The sequence below is a fragment of the Vibrio hepatarius genome, assembly GCF_011806575.1.
In the GTDB taxonomy this organism is placed as follows: Bacteria; Pseudomonadota; Gammaproteobacteria; order Enterobacterales; family Vibrionaceae; genus Vibrio; species Vibrio hepatarius_A.
Genome location: NZ_JAATOO010000001.1, coordinates 274,818 through 297,628, shown reverse-complemented (window position 1 = coordinate 297,628; position 22,811 = coordinate 274,818). Strand labels below are relative to the sequence as shown.

Annotated in this window: 21 protein-coding genes; 18 read left to right on the top strand and 3 right to left on the bottom strand. The window is 46.6% G+C overall.

Features of this window, described 5'->3' with window-relative positions:
- Position 1: 1 nt before the first annotated feature.
- Complete coding sequence (locus HCZ42_RS01300; RefSeq protein WP_167418981.1) at positions 2-1,459, bottom strand: coniferyl aldehyde dehydrogenase; 1,458 nt, start codon at positions 1,457-1,459, stop codon at positions 2-4.
- A gap of 220 nt (positions 1,460-1,679) precedes the next feature.
- On the opposite strand from HCZ42_RS01300, the gene HCZ42_RS01295 reads away from it, so the two are divergent.
- A complete protein-coding gene (locus HCZ42_RS01295) occupies positions 1,680-2,684 on the top strand; it encodes an AraC family transcriptional regulator (protein ID WP_167418980.1) in 1,005 nt (334 codons plus the stop codon).
- A gap of 33 nt (positions 2,685-2,717) precedes the next feature.
- On the opposite strand, the gene HCZ42_RS01290 is transcribed toward HCZ42_RS01295, so the two are convergent.
- Positions 2,718-3,701 (bottom strand): LysR family transcriptional regulator, encoded by a 984-nt coding sequence (locus HCZ42_RS01290; RefSeq protein ID WP_167418979.1) that lies wholly within the window; start codon positions 3,699-3,701, stop codon positions 2,718-2,720.
- Positions 3,702-3,895: 194 nt separating this feature from the next.
- Here HCZ42_RS01290 and HCZ42_RS01285 point away from each other — a divergent pair, with 194 nt between their 5' ends.
- The 10 genes from HCZ42_RS01285 to HCZ42_RS01240 all read left to right on the top strand — a co-directional run bounded on the left by HCZ42_RS01285 (position 3,896) and on the right by HCZ42_RS01240 (position 12,085).
- Entirely contained in the window at positions 3,896-4,675 is a 780-nt protein-coding gene (locus tag HCZ42_RS01285) for an ABC transporter substrate-binding protein (protein ID WP_167418978.1), read from the top strand.
- 61 nt (positions 4,676-4,736) lie between these two features.
- The gene (locus tag HCZ42_RS01280) at positions 4,737-5,453 is read left to right on the top strand and encodes an ABC transporter permease (protein WP_167418977.1); all 717 of its coding nucleotides are present in this window, start codon (positions 4,737-4,739) and stop codon (positions 5,451-5,453) included.
- A gap of 10 nt (positions 5,454-5,463) precedes the next feature.
- Positions 5,464-6,183, top strand: a complete 720-nt coding sequence (locus tag HCZ42_RS01275) for an ABC transporter permease (RefSeq protein ID WP_167418976.1) — start codon at positions 5,464-5,466, stop codon at positions 6,181-6,183.
- Between the two features lie 82 nt (positions 6,184-6,265).
- Entirely contained in the window at positions 6,266-7,288 is a 1,023-nt protein-coding gene (dgcN, locus tag HCZ42_RS01270) for an N-acetyltransferase DgcN (protein ID WP_167418975.1), read from the top strand.
- Positions 7,281-8,267, top strand: coding sequence for an N-acetyl-D-Glu racemase DgcA (gene dgcA / locus HCZ42_RS01265; protein WP_167418974.1), 987 nt, complete (start codon positions 7,281-7,283; stop codon positions 8,265-8,267). The genes dgcN and dgcA overlap by 8 nt, the downstream gene beginning before the upstream one ends.
- A gap of 242 nt (positions 8,268-8,509) precedes the next feature.
- Complete coding sequence (dctP, locus tag HCZ42_RS01260; protein ID WP_217702277.1) at positions 8,510-9,520, top strand: TRAP transporter substrate-binding protein DctP; 1,011 nt, start codon at positions 8,510-8,512, stop codon at positions 9,518-9,520.
- Positions 9,521-9,534: 14 nt separating this feature from the next.
- Positions 9,535-10,041 carry a TRAP transporter small permease gene (locus HCZ42_RS01255; protein WP_167418973.1) on the top strand — a complete coding sequence of 169 codons (507 nt, stop codon included), beginning with the start codon at positions 9,535-9,537 and terminating at the stop codon, positions 10,039-10,041.
- A 1-nt stretch (position 10,042) separates the two neighbouring features.
- Positions 10,043-11,332: a TRAP transporter large permease gene (locus HCZ42_RS01250; protein ID WP_167418972.1), complete on the top strand. Its 1,290-nt coding sequence runs from the start codon at positions 10,043-10,045 to the stop codon at positions 11,330-11,332.
- A 9-nt stretch (positions 11,333-11,341) separates the two neighbouring features.
- A complete protein-coding gene (locus tag HCZ42_RS01245) occupies positions 11,342-11,746 on the top strand; it encodes an OsmC family protein (RefSeq protein WP_167418971.1) in 405 nt (134 codons plus the stop codon).
- Positions 11,747-11,749: 3 nt separating this feature from the next.
- Complete coding sequence (locus HCZ42_RS01240) at positions 11,750-12,085, top strand: GYD domain-containing protein (protein WP_053408101.1); 336 nt, start codon at positions 11,750-11,752, stop codon at positions 12,083-12,085.
- Positions 12,086-12,171: 86 nt separating this feature from the next.
- Here HCZ42_RS01240 and HCZ42_RS01235 read toward each other — a convergent pair whose 3' ends face one another.
- Positions 12,172-13,116 carry a LysR substrate-binding domain-containing protein gene (locus tag HCZ42_RS01235; RefSeq protein WP_167418970.1) on the bottom strand — a complete coding sequence of 315 codons (945 nt, stop codon included), beginning with the start codon at positions 13,114-13,116 and terminating at the stop codon, positions 12,172-12,174.
- 114 nt (positions 13,117-13,230) lie between these two features.
- Between HCZ42_RS01235 and HCZ42_RS01230 the strand changes: the two genes are divergently transcribed.
- The 7 genes from HCZ42_RS01230 (at position 13,231) to HCZ42_RS01200 (ending at position 22,391) form a co-directional block, all read left to right on the top strand.
- The gene (locus HCZ42_RS01230; protein ID WP_167418969.1) at positions 13,231-14,544 is read left to right on the top strand and encodes a 6-phospho-beta-glucosidase; all 1,314 of its coding nucleotides are present in this window, start codon (positions 13,231-13,233) and stop codon (positions 14,542-14,544) included.
- A gap of 245 nt (positions 14,545-14,789) precedes the next feature.
- On the top strand, positions 14,790-15,104 hold the full coding sequence (locus HCZ42_RS01225; protein WP_167418968.1) for a cupin domain-containing protein: 315 nt from the start codon (positions 14,790-14,792) through the stop codon (positions 15,102-15,104).
- Between the two features lie 41 nt (positions 15,105-15,145).
- Positions 15,146-15,568: an N-acetyltransferase gene (locus HCZ42_RS01220; protein ID WP_167418967.1), complete on the top strand. Its 423-nt coding sequence runs from the start codon at positions 15,146-15,148 to the stop codon at positions 15,566-15,568.
- Positions 15,569-15,758: 190 nt separating this feature from the next.
- Entirely contained in the window at positions 15,759-16,640 is an 882-nt protein-coding gene (locus tag HCZ42_RS01215; protein WP_167418966.1) for a LysR family transcriptional regulator, read from the top strand.
- A 105-nt stretch (positions 16,641-16,745) separates the two neighbouring features.
- Entirely contained in the window at positions 16,746-17,831 is a 1,086-nt protein-coding gene (locus tag HCZ42_RS01210; protein ID WP_167418965.1) for an efflux RND transporter periplasmic adaptor subunit, read from the top strand.
- 10 nt (positions 17,832-17,841) lie between these two features.
- Complete coding sequence (locus HCZ42_RS01205; protein ID WP_167418964.1) at positions 17,842-20,904, top strand: efflux RND transporter permease subunit; 3,063 nt, start codon at positions 17,842-17,844, stop codon at positions 20,902-20,904.
- Positions 20,901-22,391, top strand: coding sequence for an efflux transporter outer membrane subunit (locus HCZ42_RS01200; protein WP_167418963.1), 1,491 nt, complete (start codon positions 20,901-20,903; stop codon positions 22,389-22,391). Before HCZ42_RS01205 ends, HCZ42_RS01200 begins: the two co-directional genes overlap by 4 nt.
- The last annotated feature ends 420 nt before the right edge of the window (positions 22,392-22,811 follow it).

The window sequence follows — 22,811 nt, the reverse complement described above, 5'->3', positions numbered from 1 at the left end:
TCTACGATTTTAATTTCGCAAGAAAATTCAAAGTCTTTGTTGCAAAGTTTCCGTATGGAGGCATAAGGAATTTCATGCTAGAAAAGCGAGCCTGATAAAAGACTGGGCGCAGCTTTGAAAAAGTGAGGAAACCTTCATATCCGTGGTAATGGCCCATGCCGCTTGCGCCTATACCACCAAAAGGAAGGTCGTGTTGACCAACATGAAATAACGCGTCGTTGACCGAAACGCCGCCGGACAGAATAGAGTTTATATAGCGATCAACTAATTGATTGTTGTTGCTAAATGGATACATGGCCAAAGGTTTGTCTTTTGAATTGATATATTCAATCACGTCATCTGGTTCTTTATAGGTTTTGACCATTAAAATTGGGCCAAAAGTTTCTCGCTTGCTGATAATCATTTCATCAGTCGTATTTAAAACGAGATAAATAGGAAACTTTCTCTTTTCTTGATTGGGAGATTCATCGTTTACGTTGATGATTTGAGCACCTTTTTGCTCAGCGTCTTTAATTGTTTCATTCAACCGCTCAAACGATTTATCATCAATGATGGACGTGAAATCATCACTCATAATACTTGGGCAGTGTTTGTTCACCCACGCCATAACTTCATTTACGAATCCATCTATCTGATCCTCATGAACAAACGCATAGTCAACGGTGGTGCATATTTGTCCTGCGTTAAATTGCTTAACAAACATTATTCTCTCGACTGCAGTTTTTAGTGGGAACTCTGGGTCAATGATTGCTGGCGATTTACCACCTAATTCCAGTGTAACTGGCGTCAAGTTTGAAGCAGCGGATGCCATCACTTTTCGGCCCGTTGTTCCAGAGCCGGTAAACATCAAGTGATCAAAAGGTAGTTTTGAGAACTCTACACCGACGTTTCCTGTTTCAGTAAAGAAAGCCAATTTTTCTCTTGGAAAATACTTTGGAGAAAGTTGCTGAAGCAAAGTACACAAATGATAGGAATTTTCAGACATTTTAACCATTGCTCGGTTGCCTGCAGCAAAGGCGGCGGATAATCCGACAAAACTCAGATTGAGAGGGAAATTCCAAGGGATAATAAGTCCGACAACACCTAAAGCTTGAGGGACGACTCGATTTTTAGCACCAAAGTACATAGATTTATCGACTTTTCTCTTTTGTACTTTCATCCACTTATTAAGGTGCTTGATATTCTGATTAATATCGTCCGTTACTGTTATGACTTCGGCTAACAAAGTTTCATGGTAAGAGCGGTTCCCGTAATCGCTATTTATTGCATTGATAATCTCTGTACGATTTTCATTCAGCATTCTTTTCAGATTGAGTAAATGATTTTTGCGCACGGACTTTGATTCTTGGCCCTCTGTCAGAAAGCTCTGACGTTGTAGTGACAAACAAGTGTCTAAATCAGAATAATTGCCACGATTGAGTACGGTCACTTGAGGTGACTCTTGAAAAATTTGACTCATATTGCCTCCGGTAATAGCAATGTTAAACATTTGTTTGGTTAATGTTGCACTTTTAGTGGTCGTGATCTTGACGATTTGGTACACTCGATTGACATTTTGGGACATCAATTCGATAAGAGTTTAGTGTGAGTCACGTATTTGGCGATGGTCGATTCATATCTCTGTACGCCATTATTAGATTCATACCGTTTGCAGAGCTTTAGTCACCATAGAAAGAGTTATGAACTGTTATATACGTACCGCCAGCTTAAATGGTTATTCAGAATTAGTCAGAAGTTATCAAGTCAATCCAAATGACCTTCTTGCACAAGCAGGGATTGTTGAATCGCAGCTACGCGAGCCCAATAACTTTATTCAGTATGATGCGTATTTAAAGGCTATTGAATTGGCTGTTACTCATTGCCAGGATCCATTGTTTGGGTTGAGGCTAGGTAAAAGTCAAAGTATTAAAACGTTAGGTATCATGGGAACTTATATGGCCAGGCAGTCAACACTGCTTGATGCATTAAACGTCGCTCAAAAGTTTATTTATTTGCATGCAGATGCCATCCAATTAATGATCGATACAACGAGTCAAAATAGTTGCGCTTTGACTGTGCGTAGTACGAATACAATATATGATTTATCAACGCAAAAAGTATTAATTACATTGTCAACCGCTTACCAGATAATAAAGGATCTTGTCGGTCCAACTTGGCGTGCTGATAAAGTTTGTTTGCGCCAACCTGTCGTAAACTTTGACGTAAATGAAGTAGAAGATTTTTTTGGGTGCCGCATTGAGTTTAATGCATTACAGGATTCGCTGTGTTTCCAAAGCCATTTTTTAAGGCTAAAACCGCGCTTAGATGAATCATTGATTAATCAATGGTTATATAACGAAATGACCTCACAAGCGCCAGTAAATGCTCAGACTACTAATATAGAGCGTATTGAACAAACTATCTTAGCGTTACTCCCAACAGGGGATTGCTCAAAAGACAATATTGCTAAGTGCATGGGGCTCCATCCTAAAAAGTTACAGCGACTCCTAAGCGTTCAAGGTACATCTTATCGGGAAACTCTTGAAAACGTGAGAAAAAAAGAAGCGTTGAAAGAGCTTGGGAAACGCCACGTCAATGTCACAATGTTGGCGTTAAGGTTGGGCTACTCAGAACTGGCCATTTTCAGTCGAACCTTTAAAAAATGGTTTGGCGTTTCCCCCTCTGAATGGAAAGATGCCATTTAGGTTTTAGTTGCTTTCCATTCTCGTCTGGTGATCTTATTCACCTGTCGGTTGATGGTGAGCGCTTTGTATGGCATTCAATGCATCACGCACTAGCTCTTGAGTCTGTTGTTTGAGCAAGCGGACAAATTGAATTTCTATATTGTTCAGTGAGACCGTTTCAGGTGTTACCAGATACATCTCCGTGACTGGCAGTGATTCATAGGGTGGCAAAGGCCACAGCATACCTTGTGCAACGTAAGGTTTGGCACTCTCTACGGTTAACGCGCCAAATCCAATTCCAGCCATGATCATGCGGCGTACTTCTTCTAGGTTGGACGATACCGCGACCAACTTGCCCCAAAACTGCTGCTGCTCGCGAAAGTGTGCAATCGCATCCAATCCTTCACCGGGCTGATCGCTCTCAAATGAGATATACGGCAAGCCTTTAATCTCCTCGAGGGTTAAGTCATCGCGTCCAAAATATGGATGCGTTCGGCCGCAATAAAAGCCCATTTGTTCGTAGCCGAGAAAATCACAACGAATCCCGGTTTTGGCGATCTTTTTATTACTCAACCCAATCCTCAATAGACCATCGGCAACATGGCTGACAATATCTGCGCTTGGGTGTGTGTTGACGTTAAAAATCACGTTGGGAAACAGCGAATGGTACTGCGCTAATGTCGCATCAAACGCCTGACATTGCAGGTGGCTGGCGATCTCTATCGTGAGTTCACCTTGAATATTATCCGCTTGGTCGACAAATTGATCGGCCATATTGCCGATAATCCGGCTGGCTGACGACGCATATTCATAGACTCGCATCCCGTGCAGAGTCAGAGAAAAGACGCCTTTTTTACGCAAGATGAGTTGCTTATCGACGTGCTCTTCGAGTCGTTTGAGTGCGTTACTCACACTCGGCTGGCTCAGTGATAGCTTACGTGCAGCGGCACTTATCCCACCTTCATTGACGATGGTTAAAAACGTGTACAGCAAGTTCCAATCAAGATTACGCAGCAGGCGGTCTTTGGCGTTGAGCATGAAGTTCTTTCCTTGAATCTTTTATCCATAGCGACAGGCTATGTATATCATACTTATTCATCATTATGGATATTAACCAATTTTTAACATACTCAATAGTGTCCTTGTGATCGTTTGCCGAGGTAGAAGGGAGTTGTCTTCATGGCGAGCGATAAACCGAAATAAACCATAACAAAAGTAGAAGGGAATCCATGATGGCAAAAGGAAAACTATTAGGCGCTTTGCTTGCTACCTCAGTTGCAGTCGCTACCTCGGCGAGTGTCCAAGCTGAAACAATCAGAATTGGCACCGAGGGCGCGTATCCTCCATTTAACTATTACACCGCTGACGGTCAGTTGGCTGGGTTCGATATCGAAATTGGCAAAGCGTTGTGTAGTGAGATGAAAGTCGAGTGCGAGTTTGTCGCGCAAGACTGGGACGGCATCATTCCTGCGCTATTAGCGGGCAAATACGACATGATTCTCGCATCGATGTTTATTACCGATGCGCGTAAACAACAAGTGGCGTTCAGTGAACCTTATCAAGCCTCTGCGATGACGTTTGTTGTGGATAAGCAATCAGGCATTAAGGACGTGTCGCCAGAAGCGATGAAAGGCATGATCATTGGTGCACAAGGCTCGACGACACAGGCTGAATACCTATTAGCAAAATATCCAGACTCAGAAATTCGACTCTATCCGACTCAAGATGCAGTGAACCTTGATTTGGTCAGCGGCCGTATTGATGCGCAAGCCGGCGATATTATGCCAATGACCGATTGGCTCAGTTCTGAAGACGGCGCGTGCTGCGAAAAAGCCGGTGAACTGATCACTGACCGCACTTACGTTGGTGATGGTGTCGGAATTGCACTGCGTAAAGAAGACCAAGAACTGCGTCAGCGCATCGATAAGGCGTTGGCGAACATCATCAAAGATGGCACGTATCAGAAAATCAACGACGAGTTCTTCTCAATCAACCTGCTGACACTGAAATAAGCTGGCTGATGGTGGCGGCGATGGTCGCCACTAAGTTGTAGATAAAAGAGAGAGCAACGCGATGGATTATCTGACGTATTTGAGTCTGGGTGACAGCGGCTGGGGTGATGAACTACTCAAAGGTCTAGCGGTGACGATAGGGTTGGCACTTTGCGCGTTACCTGTGGGATTGATTTTAGGCACCGGTGTGGCCGGGCTGTCAATTAGCGCTCGTAAAAGCCATCGCTGGTTTGCCAATGTATATACCACAGTATTGAGAGGCCTACCTGAGCTGCTGACGTTGTTCATCATCTATCACGGCGTCGGGCTCCTGATAAACAAAACGCTTAAGTGGATTGACCCAAGTAATGGCTTTTTCGAACTCAATCCCTTCGGCGCGGGTGTAATCGCTCTAGGCCTCGTATTTAGCGGCTATGCCGCAGAGGTTCTGCGCGGCGCTTGGAAAGCGATGGACAAAGGCCAGCGTGAAGCAGGGTATTCGCTGGCGATGACTCGCCTGCAGATATTTTGGTTCATCGAACGTCCGCAATTGGTGCGCTTAGCTCTACCTGGGTTAGGTAACCTTTGGATCAACCTACTCAAAGATACCGCTTTGGTATCGGTGATTGCTCTAGATGATTTGATGCGCGCAGCCAACATTGCTGTGGGCGCGACCAAAAAGCCGTTTCTGTTTTATCTAACGGTATGTCTCGCCTACTGGGCGGTATGTGTGTGCTGTGAAAGACTGCTAGCGGCAATGGAACAACACTCGAAACGTGGCATTCGTGTGAGTCGCTAAGGAGAAGCTAATGACGGATTTTATTGCGAAAGTGGCGCCAATGTTGCTCGACGGTACTTGGATGACGCTAAAAATAACCTTTATCTCGGTCTCATTGGCGGCATTATTTGCTTTACCGATGTCGATACTGCGTATCCAGCCGTCACGTGTGTACCGTTGGCCGGTGCAACTGTTTATCTCTTTCTTTCGTGGCACACCTCTGATTGCGCAATTGTTTTTACTCTACTACGGCTCTGGTCAGTTTCGCCCTTGGTTGATGGATATGGGGTTGTGGCACTTTTTCCGTGACCCAGTGAACTGCGCGTTGTTGGTGTTTACCCTTAACTCATTAGCGTATCAGACGGAGATCTTGCGCGGGGCGATTCAGTCTGTCGATGCAGGTGAGATTGAAGCGGCGAAATCGATGGGTATGAAAAACAGTCTGCTTTACCGTCATATTGTTCTGCCACTGGCATATCGAATCGCGTTTCCGGCGCTGGGCAATGAATGCATTTTAATGCTTAAAGGGGGCGCGGTAGCGAGTGTGATTACCGTGATGGATCTGATGGGACAAACCCGTCGCGCATTCTCACAAACGTTTGATATCTCGACCTACTTTTTGGCGGCGGCAATGTACCTAGTGATCGCCACGTTGTTCGTCATGGCCTGGCGTCAGGTTGAGCGTTACTTATACCGTCACCAAATCCAGCGAACGCCGGGCGCTAAGTCCGTCGCGGTCGCAGCAAGCTAGTTTTTAAACCCAAACCACAACCTGTTGGCAACAGGAGCTCGAGCTCTTGTGGGCTCGTTTGACTTAAAAAAGGATCAATATAATGAATAAGATTGAATTGAAAACGCCTTACTTGGTGTTTCTCGGCGATGCAAATGATCTTCTGATGGCAAAAGTAGCCAAAGGTGTGGCGCACTGGCGACCAGAAAAATGTCTGGCACAATATCGACTGCCAGGCGCAAAAGCCGATTTAGGCTTAGCAGAGATGTCACCGCGCGAAGCGGCAGCGTGCGGGGCGAAAACCTTTATTCTTGGTCTGGCTCCGGTTGGTGGAACCTTGCCAGTGGCGTGGGTTGATATTCTGATTGAAGCGATGGAAGCTGGCCTAGATGTCGCAAGTGGTTTGCACATGCGCTTGAATGATATTCCTGAACTGGTTGCCGCAGCGCAGCGTACAGGTCAAAAGTTGTTGGATGTGCGAGTACCTCAAGGTCCGATGGTTTGCGGAACTGGGCTTCCTCGCAGTGGTAAACGCCTGCTTAGCGTCGGAACTGACTGCTGCGTCGGTAAAATGTTCACAACCTTGGCGATTCATCGTGAGATGGAACTGCGCGGTATTCCAGCCACATTTCGTGCGACAGGGCAGACCGGCATTCTTATTGAAGGCAGCGGTGTGCCAGTGGATGCGGTCGTGTCGGACTTTATTTCCGGCATGGTTGAAACATTGTCTCCGGATAACGCGCCTGACCATTGGGACATCATTGAAGGCCAAGGTTCACTGCTTCATCCAGCGTACGCGGGGGTGAGCTTAGGTCTACTGCATGGCGCGCAAGCGGACGTGATTATCGTGTGCCACGAAGCTGGTCGCACTCAGATGGATGAAATGGAAGGCTTCACTGTGCCTGATCTGCAAACTACCATCGATATCAACTTAACGATGGGACGCGTCACCAATCCAGATATTCGTTTGGGCGGCATTGCGTTAAATACGGTCAATCTAAGTGAAGAAGAAGCACTGGCAGAGATCGCACGTATCGAGAAACAATTTGGTGTCCCTGTCGTTGACCCAGTACGTACTGGCGTGTCAAAAATCGTCGATGCTCTTACCGAGGTGTGCTATGCGTAAAATGAGTGTGCGTGTCGAGAAATGGCCGCTGCATGAGCCGTTTGTCATTTCTCGTATGGAACCCATGCTACACGGTGAAGTGGTGGTGGTTGAGATAGAACAAGACGGCTATGTTGGGCGCGGAGAGTGTGAGCGCATGGATGTCTTTGAACCTGACTATCCATATGACGTATTAGCGACAGTACAATCGGCCGTTGCCGCAGTTGAAGCGGGCATTAGCCGTGAAGAACTGCGTGACTTGCTACCGTCCGCCGCGCCGCGCAACGCTATTGACTGTGCATTGTTTGAACTGGAAGCCAAGCTAAGCCAACAACCCGCTTGGCAAATGGCGGGCTTTGCTCACGAACCACAACCCGTGACGACCGTGTTTACTTTGTCTCTTGATAGCGCAGAGAACATGGCGAAAGCGGCGGCAGCGCAAAAACATCGTCCAATCCTTAAACTTAAGCTTGGTCGAAATGGTGATTTAGAGCGCGTACGCGCAGTGCGTGAAGCCGCGCCCAATACACGCCTTGTTATCGACGCCAACACAGGTTGGAGCTTTGCCCAGTTAGTTGATTACTTGCCTGCATTGGCCGAGTTGGGCGTGGAAATGGTCGAGCAGCCGTTGTCGTTCGAAGAAGAGCATTTGCTGGAAACCATTACGCCAGCACTGCCGATCACCGCCGACGAATCTTGTATCGACCGCAGCTCTCTAGCAGCGTTGAAAGGGCGCTATCAAGCAGTGAACATCAAGTTGGATAAAACTGGTGGTATGACCGAAGCCTTAGCGCTACTTAAAGACGCGCAAGAGATGGGTTTTGAAGTTATGGTCGGTTGCATGATTGGTACGTCTTTAGCGATGGCGCCAGCGCTGTTGTTAGCTCAGCAAGCGCGTTGGGTGGATATTGATGGCCCGTTGCTGCTCTCAGAAGATAGAACGCCAGCACTGAACTATCGTCAGAGTGACGTTGAGCCGACACAAGGGGTGTGGGGGTAACCACAGTTCATTGCCAGTCAAGCCATGGAATAACACCATGGCTTTTTCATTTCGGTGGCAAAACTGTGGCGTCACGCAAAGCGGGAAGGCTCGAAAATTGACTATGCTTAACTGCAGCGGATTTTTGTCTGCACAATTATGGTGCATCGCAGTTATAGATTATAACCAATTGGTTTATGAGCAATTGATAGATTAATTTATAGTTAAGCGTCGAAAAAAATAACAACACGGAACTGTTCTAAGTGAAAAATCTGACCAAATTTATCCTCGGGGGAGTAAGCGCAAGCTTGCTGTCTATGTCTGTTGCTCAAGCTCAAGAGTGGCGATTCAATAACTTCCTGCCTGAAACACGCCCAGAGACGAAAGAGCTCGAGCAGTTTGCGGCGGACGTGAAAGCTAAAACCAATGGCGAAATCGATATCAAAGTCTTCAGTGGTGGTTCTTTAGGCCTGAAAAACACCGACGTATTACGCTTTCTACCGCGTGGCGCCGTGGATATGAGCCTTGCTTGGGCGAACTATTTAGGTCGTGATGCAGAAAGCTTAAGTACAGTTATGGTTCAGGGCACGATTGGTTCCGTAGAAGAGTTGAACGCTGCGCTGCCTGAAGTAAAGAAAATCTACCAAGAAGAGTTCTCTGATTGGGACGTGGCGATCACAGGTTATGTCGCGTTACCTATGCTGGAAGCGTCTATTTTCTGCCGTGAAGACCCAATTAACTCACTCGACGACCTACGTGGTAAAAAGCTACGTGTTTGGGCAAAAGACCAAGTAGATACCTTTGGTCGACTTGGTATTTCAGCGCAAATCATTCCTCAAGAAGAGATGTACGTTGCAATGAAGACTGGCGTAGTCGATTGCGCGGTTTATCCAGCGCTTTACGCTCACACAGTGTCGCTGCAAGAAGTCTCGAAGTACGCTGCGTACCTATACCCGATGGCGTCAGGTCCATACATTCTTGGTATGTCTCAGGATAAATGGGACTCGTTGTCAAAAGAGCACCAGCAAGCGTTAACCGAAGCTGGCGACGCGGTATGGCAACGCACCAACTCTTACGAAGACGACCACCAGAAAGAGCTTGATGCGCGAGCGAAACTGGCTGAAGGCGGCGTGACTTGGCTGGATGACTTCCCTGAAAAAGACCGCCAAGAGTTTACCGCTGCGATCACTGAAGTATGGGGCGATCTAGCGAAAGAAGCTGGCGGCAAAGCGCCGGAATATCGTGAGCGCGTGCTAAAAGCGCTTGGTCGATAGTTGCTGATGTCAATATGAGTTTAGTTTCAACATTTATTGATAAAGGGCTGAAACGTTCAGCCCTTTTTCTTGCCATTCTGTCTGCACTCTCGTTAGTGGCGATTCTTGTCGTCATTGTGGCGAGCGTGGTTTTGCGTAAGTTCTTTGACGCGCCCCTGTTTTTCGCAGAAGAGTTGGTCGGCTTGCTGATGAGCGCCAGTCTGTTCTTAGCCTTGCCGATGGCAACAATCAAAGGGCAACACATTCGCGTCACGCTGCTAATTGATTCAATAAAAGCCCGCGCGCCATTTTTGGCGAAAGCGATTTCTACGCTCGGCCTTTTAGTTGGGCTCGGTTTCTGTGGCTGGATCCTTTGGGAAGCGATTCCGTGGATGGAGTTTGCGATTAAGCGAGAGCTTAAATCTGAAACCGCGCGAATCCTGCTGTATCCATTAATGTCTGTGGTTCCGGTATCGATGGCGCTGTGCTGCATTATCTATTTCGCAAGGCTACTCGGCTTTATCAAATTAGAGGAACGTTAAGATGTTTTGGACGACCCTCGTCTCTGTATTAGTCGCCAGTGCAAGCAGTGGCATCGCATTAGGTGCTGCACTCGGTTTTACTGGTCTTATCCTGCTGCACTTCTTTAACTATGGTTCTGCCTATCTGGCGGTGGATACCATTTGGGGTATTTTCAACTCGTTTACCCTTAGCGCTGTGCCAATGTTTATCTTGCTGGGTGAAATCTTACTAAGAAGCGGTATCAGTGAACGAGCTTATGCAGCGTTTACGCCGATTTTCGCTCGAGTCCCTGGCGGCTTGTTACATTCAAACGTCGCCGTGTGTACCTTGTTTGGGGCGGTCAGTGGGTCAAGCTTATCTACCGCAGCAGCAATTGGCTCGGTCGCGTATCCAGAACTGAGTAAACGTGGATACAACAAAGAAGCCGTCGTCGGAAGTTTAGCGGGCGCAGGTACGTTGGGATTACTGATCCCACCAAGCTTGTCATTGCTGATTTTCGGCGCACTGACGGAAACCTCGATCGGCAGACTGTTCGCCGCAGGCATTGTCCCGGGTGTGATGGTCAGTGCCCTGTTTATGCTGTATATCTTCTTGCGCAGTGTGAACAACCCTTCGATTGCTCCGCGAGACAATACCGCTTACAGCTTAGGTTTCATCTTACATGGCATGCTGCGCGTGTGGCCGATTTTACTGCTGATTCTGGCGATCATGGGTAGCATTATGTTTGGTGTAGCAACCCCGACGGAAGCAGCAGGCGTTGGTGTGGCAGTGGCGATTGTGATTTCTTTTATCTGGGGGGATCTAACGCTTAAAGGGCTAGGTGAATCAGTCTATCGTAGTGCGTTGATGTTCGCTTCGATCGGTTTTATTGTCCTTGGCGCAGCCATTTTATCCCAATCGGTCAGCATTCTTGGTGTCCCGCAGGCGATTCTTGAAGCAGCGATCGACAGCGGTTTAGGTAAGTACGGTATCTTCCTGCTGATCGTTTTGATTTACGTTATGTTCGGCTGCGTTTTCGATGGTTTGTCTTTGATGGTGATGACGCTACCGATTGTTTTTCCGTTGCTAACTGGGCTCGGTTTTGACCCGATTTGGGTCGGTGTGATGATCACCATCTTAATTGAAATCGGGCAGGTTACACCGCCTGTTGGTCTCAACCTTTCTGTACTAACGGCAATTACTAATGGTGAAATCAGTTTAGGACGTACCGCGATAGCCACCATCCCATATTGGGGCATTTTATTATTGGCTATCGGCATCATTACCTTGGTTCCAAGTGTGGTGCTGATTTTGCCTAATGCGATTTTTTAGAGGATTTGTATGACAATCAAAGTCAAACCAGCCAGTTACGGACCCGTGTTCGCTAAAGCTAATGATGAAGGCGCATTGGTGTTTGCTTCTGCTGACAGCGATTTCACCGCGTCGCCATCATTGGAAAGTCCAGCGATGACACTACTCTATTCGATTGCGTCATGCATGGTGTTGTCGCTTCAGATGGTTGCCAAGCGTAAAAAGATTGCTATCGAACCGTTTCAGTTTGAAGTGATTGGCCACAAAGGTACTGAACTTCCGGCGCATTTCGCTCATTACGAAATCGCACTTAGTCGCGATATTCACCCAGACGTAGAGGTTGCCCAGAAGTTGCTGAAAGATGCGAAAGCCATTTGCACCATCAGTAACAGTATGTCAGGCACTTTTGAACTTAGTTTGAAAGAGAAGGAGTAAGCGATGGCGTTAGAAACCTATTTGGTTCAAGTGGCCTTTACTGCAGAAGCGATGGCGGGTTTGGTTAAACATCCTGAGAATCGTCTAAGCAGTATGATTCCCATTGTGGAAAAGATGGGCGGTAAGTTCATTGGCAGTTGGATCTCGTTTGGTGAGTATGATTCAATCGCGGTGATTGAAATGCCAGACCACGTGCACATCAAAGCGTTTTCCATGGCGGCAATGGCTGGTGGTGGATTGCGTCATTTCCATATAACGCCAATGATCTCATTCGAAAAAGGTGTCGAAGCGATGAAGCTAGCAGGCTCCTTGGCGTATCAAGCGCCTCAAGAAGACTAAACAAGCTCACAAAACTCTTGAACAAAAAGAAGCGGCTATTGTCGCTTCTTTTTTGTGATAGGGCACTTTAATCTGGACAATGCGGTTTAATGAGCGTTCATCGCCTGTATGTCCTGAGTGAGTTGTTCTTTCAGCCATTCAATAAACGCAGCATTTTTCGGTCTGAGTTGCTGTCCATTAAGACAAATTAAGTCATAACCTCGTCCTGATTTGACCGGTTCAAACGGGGCGACTAACTCGCCAGCGTTGAGGCTGTCTCTAACCAAAGACTCACGTGCGATGCCAATACCCATGTTATTTTTTGCGGCGATAATTGCCATGTCGGCGTGGTTAAAAATGTAGGTCTTATTCATCACATTGAGTGACTTTAAGCCTTCGTTGTTTTGGTTTTCTAGCCAAATTTTCCATTCTTGACTGGGTTCACTTGCTTCCAAAGATTCTGTGCAATGGATAAACGTTGCGATAGCTAATTGGTCTGCTATCTGATCTTTGCTGGCTAAATGGACTTTGAAATACTCAGGGCTACACACAGGAAGTAGTACTTCATCAAACAACCTTTGGTGATAAAAGCCCGGATGTTCGCTACCGCTATAGTAAATCGCGACGTCTACGGGTTCGTGTTGGAAGTCGAGTCTGCTCGCTTTTACTCTAAGCTTGATATTCAGGTTGGGATATAATCTTTGGAACTCAGGCAGCTTTGGCAAAAGCCAGCGTTGTGCAAACGTTGGTGCGGCGCCGATGTATAACTCTCCGCGCAACTCATTAAATTTGATGTCTTCCAGCTCAGAAAAAATCATGTCAAATGATTGGTTTAAAGCGTGCAGTAATCGTTCACCCTCTTTGGTCAGTTCGAGTTTACGTGTCATACGAACAAACAAACTAAACCCAAGCTGTTTCTCTAACAATTTAATGCGTTGGCTGACCGCTCCCTGAGTGATGAACAATTCTTCCGCTGCTTTAGTGAAACTTAAGCATTTACCTGCGACGGAGAAAGTATACATGTTAGCAAGTATTTGTTGTGTGCGGTCCATGAGGTACTCTTTATAGATTAATCTAGCTAATGCATAGCAAGATTCCTTTCGTTTGTGAAGTCTATGGTGGTGGTTTTAAATCAAATTATCTTATCCATGACGAGAAACATCACAATGAACAAGAATCTAAAAATTACTATCATTGGTGCAGGCTCAAGCTATACCCCGGAGCTTATTGAAGGCCTGATCAAACGTAATCACGAGTTGCCTATCAGTGAGCTTTGGCTGGTGGATATCGAAGATGGTGCGGAAAAAGTCAGCATCATCGGTGACTTAACCCGTCGAATGTTGGCAAAAAACAACATGTCCCATATTGATGTCCATGTCACTCTGGAACGTAAGCCTGCCTTAGAAGGTGCGGATTTTGTTTGTTCTCAGTTCCGCGCGGGTTGCCTTGAAGGACGTATTCGTGATGAAAGAATTTCACTTAAGTACGGAATGATAGGACAAGAAACGAATGGACTTGGTGGGTTTGCAAACGCATGTCGTACGATTCCTATTGCCTTAGAGATTTGCAAAGAAATGGAAGAATTGTGTCCGGACGCCTGGTTGCTGAACTTTACTAACCCGTCTGGCATGGTGACAGAAGCTATCTTGAAACACACGAAAGTCAAAGCGGTAGGCTTGTGTAACGTTCCGGTGATCATGCAAAAAGGTATCGCGGAGATGCTAAATGCGGATGAAAAAGACTTTGTCTTACAGGTGGCAGGTCTTAACCATTTTATTTGGGCGCGTCAGATTTTGCATGACGGTCGCGATAAATTGCAAGAGGTAGTGGAAGAGATCTTGTCCGGCAATGACCCATTGGTACCACAGAATATTCCGCCATTTGAGTGGCCTTCGGAACTGCTTCGCAACATGGGGATGATCCCTTGTGCATACCTACGTTATTACTACACCAGCGAAGATATTATGCAGCAGGAAATGGAAGAAGCGAATGGCGAAGGTACGCGTGGTGAAGTGGTGAAGGCGATGGAAAAGCGTCTATTCGATATCTATCGCAACCCAGAGCTGAATGAAAAGCCGCAAGAGCTAGAAAAACGAGGCGGACAATATTATTCAGAAGCAGCGTGTGAGTTGATGAGTTCTATATACAATGACAAACGCACTATTATGCATGTCAATACACTCAACAACGGTTCGATAAGCGGTTTACCAGATGATTGCACGGTAGAAGTGAGTTGTATAATTACTCAGGCCGGGCCAGTGCCACTTAGCGTAGCACCGTTTCCAACCGACACGTTGCGTTTGATTCAATTGATGAAAGAGTTTGAGTCGTTGACAGTAGAAGCCGCAGTAACTGGTGATCGAAATGCAGCACACCGGGCATTAATACTAAATCCATTAGTGACTACGGGTACAATTCTGGACAAGGCGCTACAAGAAACCATCGAAGCTAATTTAGATTACATGCCACAATTTCGTTAATTGTCGAGTCTAGTTGTAAAGCCGCCTTTCAACCTGAACGCGGCTTTTTATTTGCTTGGCGTGTAGCGCCTTATGCGGGGATTTAATTGCAGCCTACTTTTTCAATTATAAGTACAGCCGTACTTGGATATTGTCGCTGACATCTGCCGTTTGGGTAGCCGTTGCGTTTTTACTGTTAGGTGGTTGCCTAAGGTTATATTTGGTATAAAACGAGTACGTTTTTGTCAATTACAAGGGAGGACGTTTTGACGAACCTCTACGCTAACCTGCCAGAATCACTTCCCGACGAGATATTTGAAGATATTGTTTCTACAGGTAATCTTCGTATAGAACGGATTCTTTCTTATGGTCATAGTTCACCTGACGTCGGTTGGTATGACCAACGTGAAAATGAGTGGGTCTTGGTACTGAAAGGGCAAGGCGTTTTAGAGTTTGAGGATGGACGAACGGTGACGCTTTGCGAAGGTGACCACATCAATATCAACGCTGGCGTCAAACACAAAGTCCAGAGCACTGCACCAGGCGAGATTACTGTTTGGTTGGCTGTGTTTTATAGCTAGTCAACACACCCTAACGGCAACAGGTAATTCAGAGCGAAACCATGATTAGAAACTATACCGAGAATGATACTGAATCTGTATTAAATATATGGTTGACCGCGTCAGTGAAAGCGCATGACTTTGTGTCAGCAGAGTTTTGGCAATCGCAACTCGGTAGCATGCGCGAAATCTATCTACCTGCTTCTGATGTTTATGTGTTTGAATATCGAGGTGAAGTTGTTGGCTTTTACGCGCTCTATGAAAGTAACTTGGCAGCGATATTCGTGTCGCCTGAGCGTCAAGGGCAAGGGTTTGGTAAGCAATTGCTCGACCATGCCAAGCAACAACGAGATCAGCTTACGCTGTCTGTCTACAAACAAAACCACGCCAGTTACCAGTTCTATTTGTCTCAGGGCTTCACAGTGATTAGTGAGCAAGCCGATGAGCACACCAACCAACCAGAATACACAATGAGCTTTGGTTAACCATAGCAGGCGTAATGTCTGTTATTGCCCTTGCTCTGTCCGTCGAATAGTTAACACGCACATCAGATTGTTCGTATTGTCGCGCTGTATCATTTTTCATCAATCACTAAACCAATCGATCTGTCACCTTGCTAAAACAAAACGAATAGTTCACATTTATGCCAACTTATATCTACAGGTTGATAATTAAATGAAAGTAGATGACCTCAAGTTGTTCTTGAAAGTGGTTGAACTGGGAAGCTTTACCGCGGCGGCAAACGCGCTAGATCTCCCTCGGGCAAACGTAAGTCGACGTATCGGTGAGCTGGAACAATCACTGGGTACGCCATTGTTCCATCGCACAACGCGTAGCTTGTCGTTAACGACTAGCGGAGAAGGGTATGTTGAGAACCTGCAAAAAGCCGTTGATCTTTTGGACTTTGCCAATGAGCAAGTGAGCAACAAAAACAACGAAGTTCGTGGCAAGATTAAAATCGGCCTATTACCAGAAACCTATGAACTGGTGCAGCCGATATTGTTCAATTTCCAAGATAAGTATCCTCATGTTGAACTCGATATTCGCAATATCAATAATGGATTCACCGATATGTTCAAACAGGGGCTGGACATCGCCTTTCATGGCGGTGAGCTTTTTGACTCTGACTTAGTCGCGCGCAAACTATTGATGTTGGATAAATGTATCGTCGCGTCGCCAAATTATCTAAAAACGTTTGGTGAACCTAAAACCGTTCAAGAGTTGAAAGATCATCATATTGTTTGTTCTCGCTGGCCGAGTGGTGAAGTCGACAATGTTTGGCAGTTTCAGGAAGAGAGTGTTGAACTGCACCCTAAACTGATTTCCAATAACATCGGTTTTGTAAAGAACGCGACGGTGCTCGACCGTGGTATTAGCTTTGTTCCCAAATTGCTGATCCGCAAAGAGCTTGAAAGTGGCGCGTTAGTGCAAATACTTACCGAATTGACCCTAACACAAGAGCCTGGATGGTTACTCTACCCACAACCTAAAACGCTTAGCCAAGCTAGCCGCTTGCTGATCAAAAAGCTCATCGAAGAAATCCCCAAACTCGTTTAGGTTAAATTTTATTGTCATAGTATTCATGACAGTGATTCATGTAGAAGAGTAATTATTTGAACACTGTACAATTATAAGATAGCGCCGAACTTATGGAGCTATCTTATGAATCACATTATAAAAACAGCAGCGCTAAGTACCGTTGCACTCGCTTTGTTTGGTTGTAACCAAACACAAGAGCCTCTTGAAGACTCAACGACTGCGTCACGTCCAATCCAAGTGATTGAAGTTGATGGCGACAACCGCGCACTAAACAAATCATTCAGCGGGATTGTTGAAGCAAAAGAGATCGCCGAACTCTCTTTCCGTGTACCGGGTACTGTATCAAGCGTCTTGGTCAACAAAGGCGACTATGTGGAGCGTGGGCAAGTCATTGCTCGTTTGGACCCACATGATTATCAAGTGTCACTCGATGAGCTTGAGGCGCGCATGTTAGAAGCGAGATCTTCTTACAAGTTAGCGAAAGCCGAATTGAAGCGCGTAAAGCAAGCGACGTCAGATGATGCGATTGCAAGCGTGAACTTAGACCGTGCAATCAGCAGTTACGAGCGCAGTGTATCGGCAGTGAAAGTGGTCGAGAAGAATATCCAGCGTGCAAAAGATGCGTTGGGGTATACCGAGCTGCGCGCGCCGTTCTCTGGCATTATCGGTGAAGTGAATGTCGAGCAGTTTGAGCAAACCTCACCGGGTTTCTCGGTCGTTACGCTGCAACAAGACGGTAACTGGGAAGTCGATATCGATGTACCTGAAAATATGATCCAAGATTTCACGCTAGGTCAGAGTGCTTCACTAACATGGTACGGCTCAGATCAACCGTATCAAGCGGTGGTGAGTGAAATCGCACCTAAGAAACATCTATTAAAACAAACCTACACTGTCACGTTAGATGTTGATTCCGCATCTGCTGAACTTTTCAACGGTAAAGCGGTGACGGTCAATACGCAGTTTGCGCCGCACGCGTCTAGCCACTGTTTCCCATATTCTGCTCTGATTGGTGAAAAAGCCAGCTTACACGTCAACGTTGTACGTGATGAAGTCGTGCATGAAGAATCGGTAAACCTTGAGTCTATCGATGCGTACCAAGCCTGCGTGACCGGTAATTTTGCTCAAGGTGATTATGTTGTCATCAGCGGCAGTCACTACCTGAGTGAGGGTGATTTCACCCCAAATCTAACCATTAAGACCCTGTAGGTGCGAATCCATGATCAATTTAGCTGAATTCGCTATTCGTCAGCGCAAGTTCGTATTGTTCTTTATCGTCCTTAGCGCGATTGCTGGCGTTTATTCATACTTTGACCTGGGTAAATTGGAAGACCCTAGCTTTACGGTTAAGACAGCGGTTGTGGTGACGCTTTATCCGGGCGCCTCTGCCGAAGAAGTCGAACAACAAGTGACGGACACCGTCGAGACGAAACTGCAAGAAATGGCAGAGTTAGAACGTTTGCGTTCGTTGTCGCGTCCGGGCATGTCGATGGTGTTTGTTGACTTAAAAGAGAGTCTCAACTCCAAAGCATTGCCCCAACAGTGGGACTTGCTAAGACGCAAAGTGGACGATGTAAAACTGCAATTACCGTCATCGGCGCAGATCAGCATCGTTCAAGACGAGTTCTCAGAAGTGTATGGCATGCTTTTCTCTATCCATAGTGAAGACGCCGCGCCAGAAGAATTGCGCCGTTACGCGGAAGAGCTACAACGCCAGATCAAAGCCGTAGATGGGATTAAGAAAATCGAGTTACACGGTGTTCAACCACGCGTAGTCAACATCGACATGCCTGATGAACGTTTGGCGCAGTACGGTTTGTCTATCGCGCAAGTTTGGAACCAGTTGAACTCGCAAAATACTACGTTTGAAGCGGGTAAATTCGATGCGGGTACTGAACGTATTCGTATCGCGCAAACCAGTGAATTTCAGTCTTTGGAAGATATTCGTAATCTGGTAATCAATGGTGGGTCGGGTGACTTAGGTTCTGGTTTAATTCGCTTAGGGGATATCGCGGATATCTCAATGGGTTATCAAACGCCTGCATTGTCGGAAAATCGTTACAACGGTGAACCTGCGGTTACTTTGGCGGTCAGTCCGGTACAAGGTATCAATGTTGTTTCTCTCGGCGATACGATTCAAGAAATCATCGCGAATTTTCAGCAGACGCTACCACTAGGTGTCGATATTTCTGCTGTCGCGTACCAACCGGAAGAAGTCCAAAAGTCTATCGATGCTTTTGTCGGAAACCTGCTTGAAAGTGTCGCGATCGTGTTCGTTGTCCTACTGGTGTTTATGGGCTTTAAGAGTGCGACAATTGTTGGTGCGAGTTTGCTGCTGACTATTTTGCTCACGCTAAGCTACATGAACATTGCGGGTATCGACTTGCACCGTGTTTCTCTCGGCACTTTCATTTTGGCTCTCGGCATGCTGGTGGATAACGCGATTGTTATTACCGACATGATGATAGTGAAGCTCAACAAAGGTATCGAACGTACGAGAGCTGCGATTGACTCGGTTAAAGAAACTGCCATCCCGTTACTCGGTGCAACAGTCATCGCGATCATGGGTGCGAGCCCGGTATTGTTCTCTAAAACAGACTCGGCTGAATTTGCGAGTTCCGTCTTCGACATCATGGCGTCGTCACTGCTGCTCTCTTGGATTGTGGCGATGACGTTCACCGTGCTGATGTCTTGGATGTTCATTAAACCTAAAGCGGTCAATGAAGAAGTAAAACCGAGTCGTTACAAGAAGCTGGTTTTCTGGACGGTGGATAATCCGCGTAGAGCGTTATCGGCTTTGGTTCCGTTAATCATTGCCACAGCATTGGTGATCCCTGCCGTTGCGGTGAACTTTCTTCCGCAATCAGACCGCGCGATCGTGTTCTTAGACTACTGGTTACCGAATGGCGCAAAAATTGAACAGACTTCAGCGGATATGCGCAAAGTCGAAGAATGGTTAGTAGCGCAGCCAGAGGTGAAAAATATCTCTAGTTATGTTGGTACGAGCGCACCTCGTTTCTCGGTAACGGTAGAACCAGAGCCGCTAGATCCTGCTTATGGTCAGGTGTTGATTAATACCGTCGACTACCCGAGCATCAGCACTTTGGTTGCCCGTGGTGATGAATGGTTAAAGCAAGAGTTTCCTGACGCAGAGCCACGCTTCCGTGCTCTGAAGTTGGCAACAAAAGACAAGTTTGCGGTTGAAGCACGTTTCTCTGGGCCTGACGAAGCCGTACTGCATGAGTTAGCAGCACAAGCGAAAGTAATCTTTGCTTCACAAGCCGATGCAAAATACATCCGTGATGATTGGCGCCAAGAGAGCAAAGTGCTCAAGCCAATCTTAAACCAAGACAAGATGCGCCACGCGGGTATTAACCGTGCCGATGTTGCCTTTGCACTAAAACGCGCGTCAGACGGTATGCCACTGGGACAAATGAATCTTAACGATGAGCTTATCCCAATCCACCTACGTGCTACGTCACAGAACATGGCATCGCTGGAAACACTGCCTGTTCGTTCTCTGATTGGCTTTAACAGTGTGCCACTAGGTCAGGTCGTTGACGGATTTGAATTGGTGACCGAAGAAAGCATGATCTGGCGTCGTGACCGAGTGAAAACCATCACAGTACAGGCAGGTGTTAGTCGCGACACGACACCAGCAAACGTAAGAAACGCGATTAAAGATCAAATTGAAGCCATCGAGCTACCAGCAGGCTACAGCATGGAGTGGGGTGGTGAATATTATGATGAGAACAAGTCCGTCACTGACATTATGAAGCAGCAGCCGAAAGCGATGTTAATCATGGTGATCATCTTGGTGGCGATGTTTAACGGCTTTAAGCAGCCAATCATTATCTTGGCGACCTTGCCACTAGCGGCGTCAGGCGCAGCGTTTGCTTTGCTTGGGTTTGATAAACCGTTCGGTTTCATGGCGATTATCGGTGCCATCACGCTGACGGGGATGATCATTAAAAACGGTATTGTACTCATGGACCAAATCGAGCTGGAAAGAGCCAATGGCATGAGTTTGTCTGATGCGATTAAAGAGGCGACGGTTAACCGTACTATGGCGATCTCTATGGGCGCGTTGACTACTGCTCTGGGTATGATTCCACTGCTGACGGACCTGTTGTTTGACCAAATGGCAGCAACCATTATCGGTGGCTTGGCAGCGGCTACGGTATTGTCTCTGTTTGTGATGCCAGCATTGTATCGCTTAGCGTACAAAGACGAACAACCATCAACTGAAACAAACGCTAAGTTAGAGGAGGCGTCATCATGAAAAAGTTCATCCTAGCGCCAGTCGTTCTGGCACTGAGTTTAACCGGTTGTGCGGTCGGTCCTGATTACCAAGAGCCGAGTACCAGCATGGCAGAAACTTACTTGAATGCGGAAGAATCCGGGCTGAGTACTGAAGCGCAGCAAAATGAATATTGGTGGACAGAGTTTAAAGATCCAATTCTGAATCAGATGATTCAAGATATGCAGAGCCAGAGCATTCCACTGAAAGTCGCCGCTGAACGCGTGAAAATGGCCAACAGCTACAAGACCATGGTGGAGTCATTCAAAGTTCCGACAGTGAATTTGGGGGCTGGCTATGTGAACTATCAAATGAGTAAGAACGACTCTTCACTTGGCCCGATATTGAATCCGTTAAGCGATTCGGTATCTGGTTTGCCACCGCAAGTGGGTAACATCACTTTGATGGACAACCAGCACGATGGTGTGTTCGCAGGTGCAAGTATCGCTTGGGAAATCGACTTATTTGGTCGTATTGATCGTCAGGCAAACGCAGCGCAGATTCGGATCGAACAAGCGGAGATTTATCAAAGCGGTCTAACAACAGTGATTACTGCTGATTTGATTCACAACTATCTGCAATACCAAGGCGCGAGTGAGCGCCTTGAGATAGCGAAATCGAATCTAGAAGACCAAAGACGTACGCTAGATTTGGTCGAGAAAGTTGTGCGCAGCGGGTATGGCTCAGAGCTCGATTTAGCACAGGCAAAAGCGACGTTGGCGGCGATGGAATCGATCGTTCCTCAACTCGAGATCGCGCAGCAGACACATAAGCACCGTTTAGCGGTATTGCTTGGTGAGCCGCTAACAAAAGTAGAGATTCGTTTGGCGCAGACTCAGGGCGTACCTGCGATGCAAGATATGGTACCAGTGGGATTACCGTCTGATTTGCTCAAGCGTCGTACCGATATTCGTTTGGCTGAGCGTGAAATGGCTGCGTTGAATGAAGAACTGGCAGCGAGTATTGCAGACCAATACCCTAAGTTCTTCTTAACGGGTGCACCTAATTTATCCGCATCTAGCTTTGATGACCTATTCAGTAGTGATTCTTTTGGTTGGATGGGCGCAGCAGGTGTAAGTTGGAACCTGTTCGATGGCGGTCGTGGGGATGCAATGGAGGCGATCAATCAAGCGCGGTTTGATTCGGCGAAACTGTCTTATCAACACACGGTTGACGCTGCGTTAGCGGAAACGGAATCGACGCTGTTCGCCTATGGCAGAAGTCAGGAAAATCAGCGCCGTATTGATGAAGCGATGATCGCGACCGATAAAGCGGTGAGTAAAGCAAAATCACTCTATCGCGCGGGACTCATTGATCATTTGTCTGTGCTAGATGCACAGCGCCAGCAACGAATGATGCAAGACCAGCGAGTTGCGGCGAAGCTGCAAACAGCACAGGCAACCATCGCGTTGTATAAATCGCTTGGCGGGGATTGGAGTATTGCTCAAGACGCCGAGCAAGCTGGATAAACCAACCGTCCGCTCTATATAAGTTCACACTCAATCGCCTGCATCCTGTGGGCGATTCTTTTGTTCTCGCAGTTCAGTACTGACTTCAATCACAACGGCGTAGAGCATTTTCCCGTCACATTCTGGCGAAATCTTTATCTCACTTTTTCAGCGGCAGTTCTTCAAGGTTGAGAAAGTAGTCAAAAGTTCTGCTTAACCTTATTTTGTCCTTGTAATTCAGTGGATTATTAGATTAGTTTAACTGGAGGTTACTGAATAAAGTTAGTCTGGTTAAATTAATGCGCTGATTTTTATTTAAGCCTCTACTACATTAGTAGTAACTAGAAAAATAATAATTAGGCAAAAGAATACTACTTTTGCTGTTGAAGCTATAGTGAATGCTAGATATCTAAAACGGATGCTTTTGGATGTTCAAGGAGG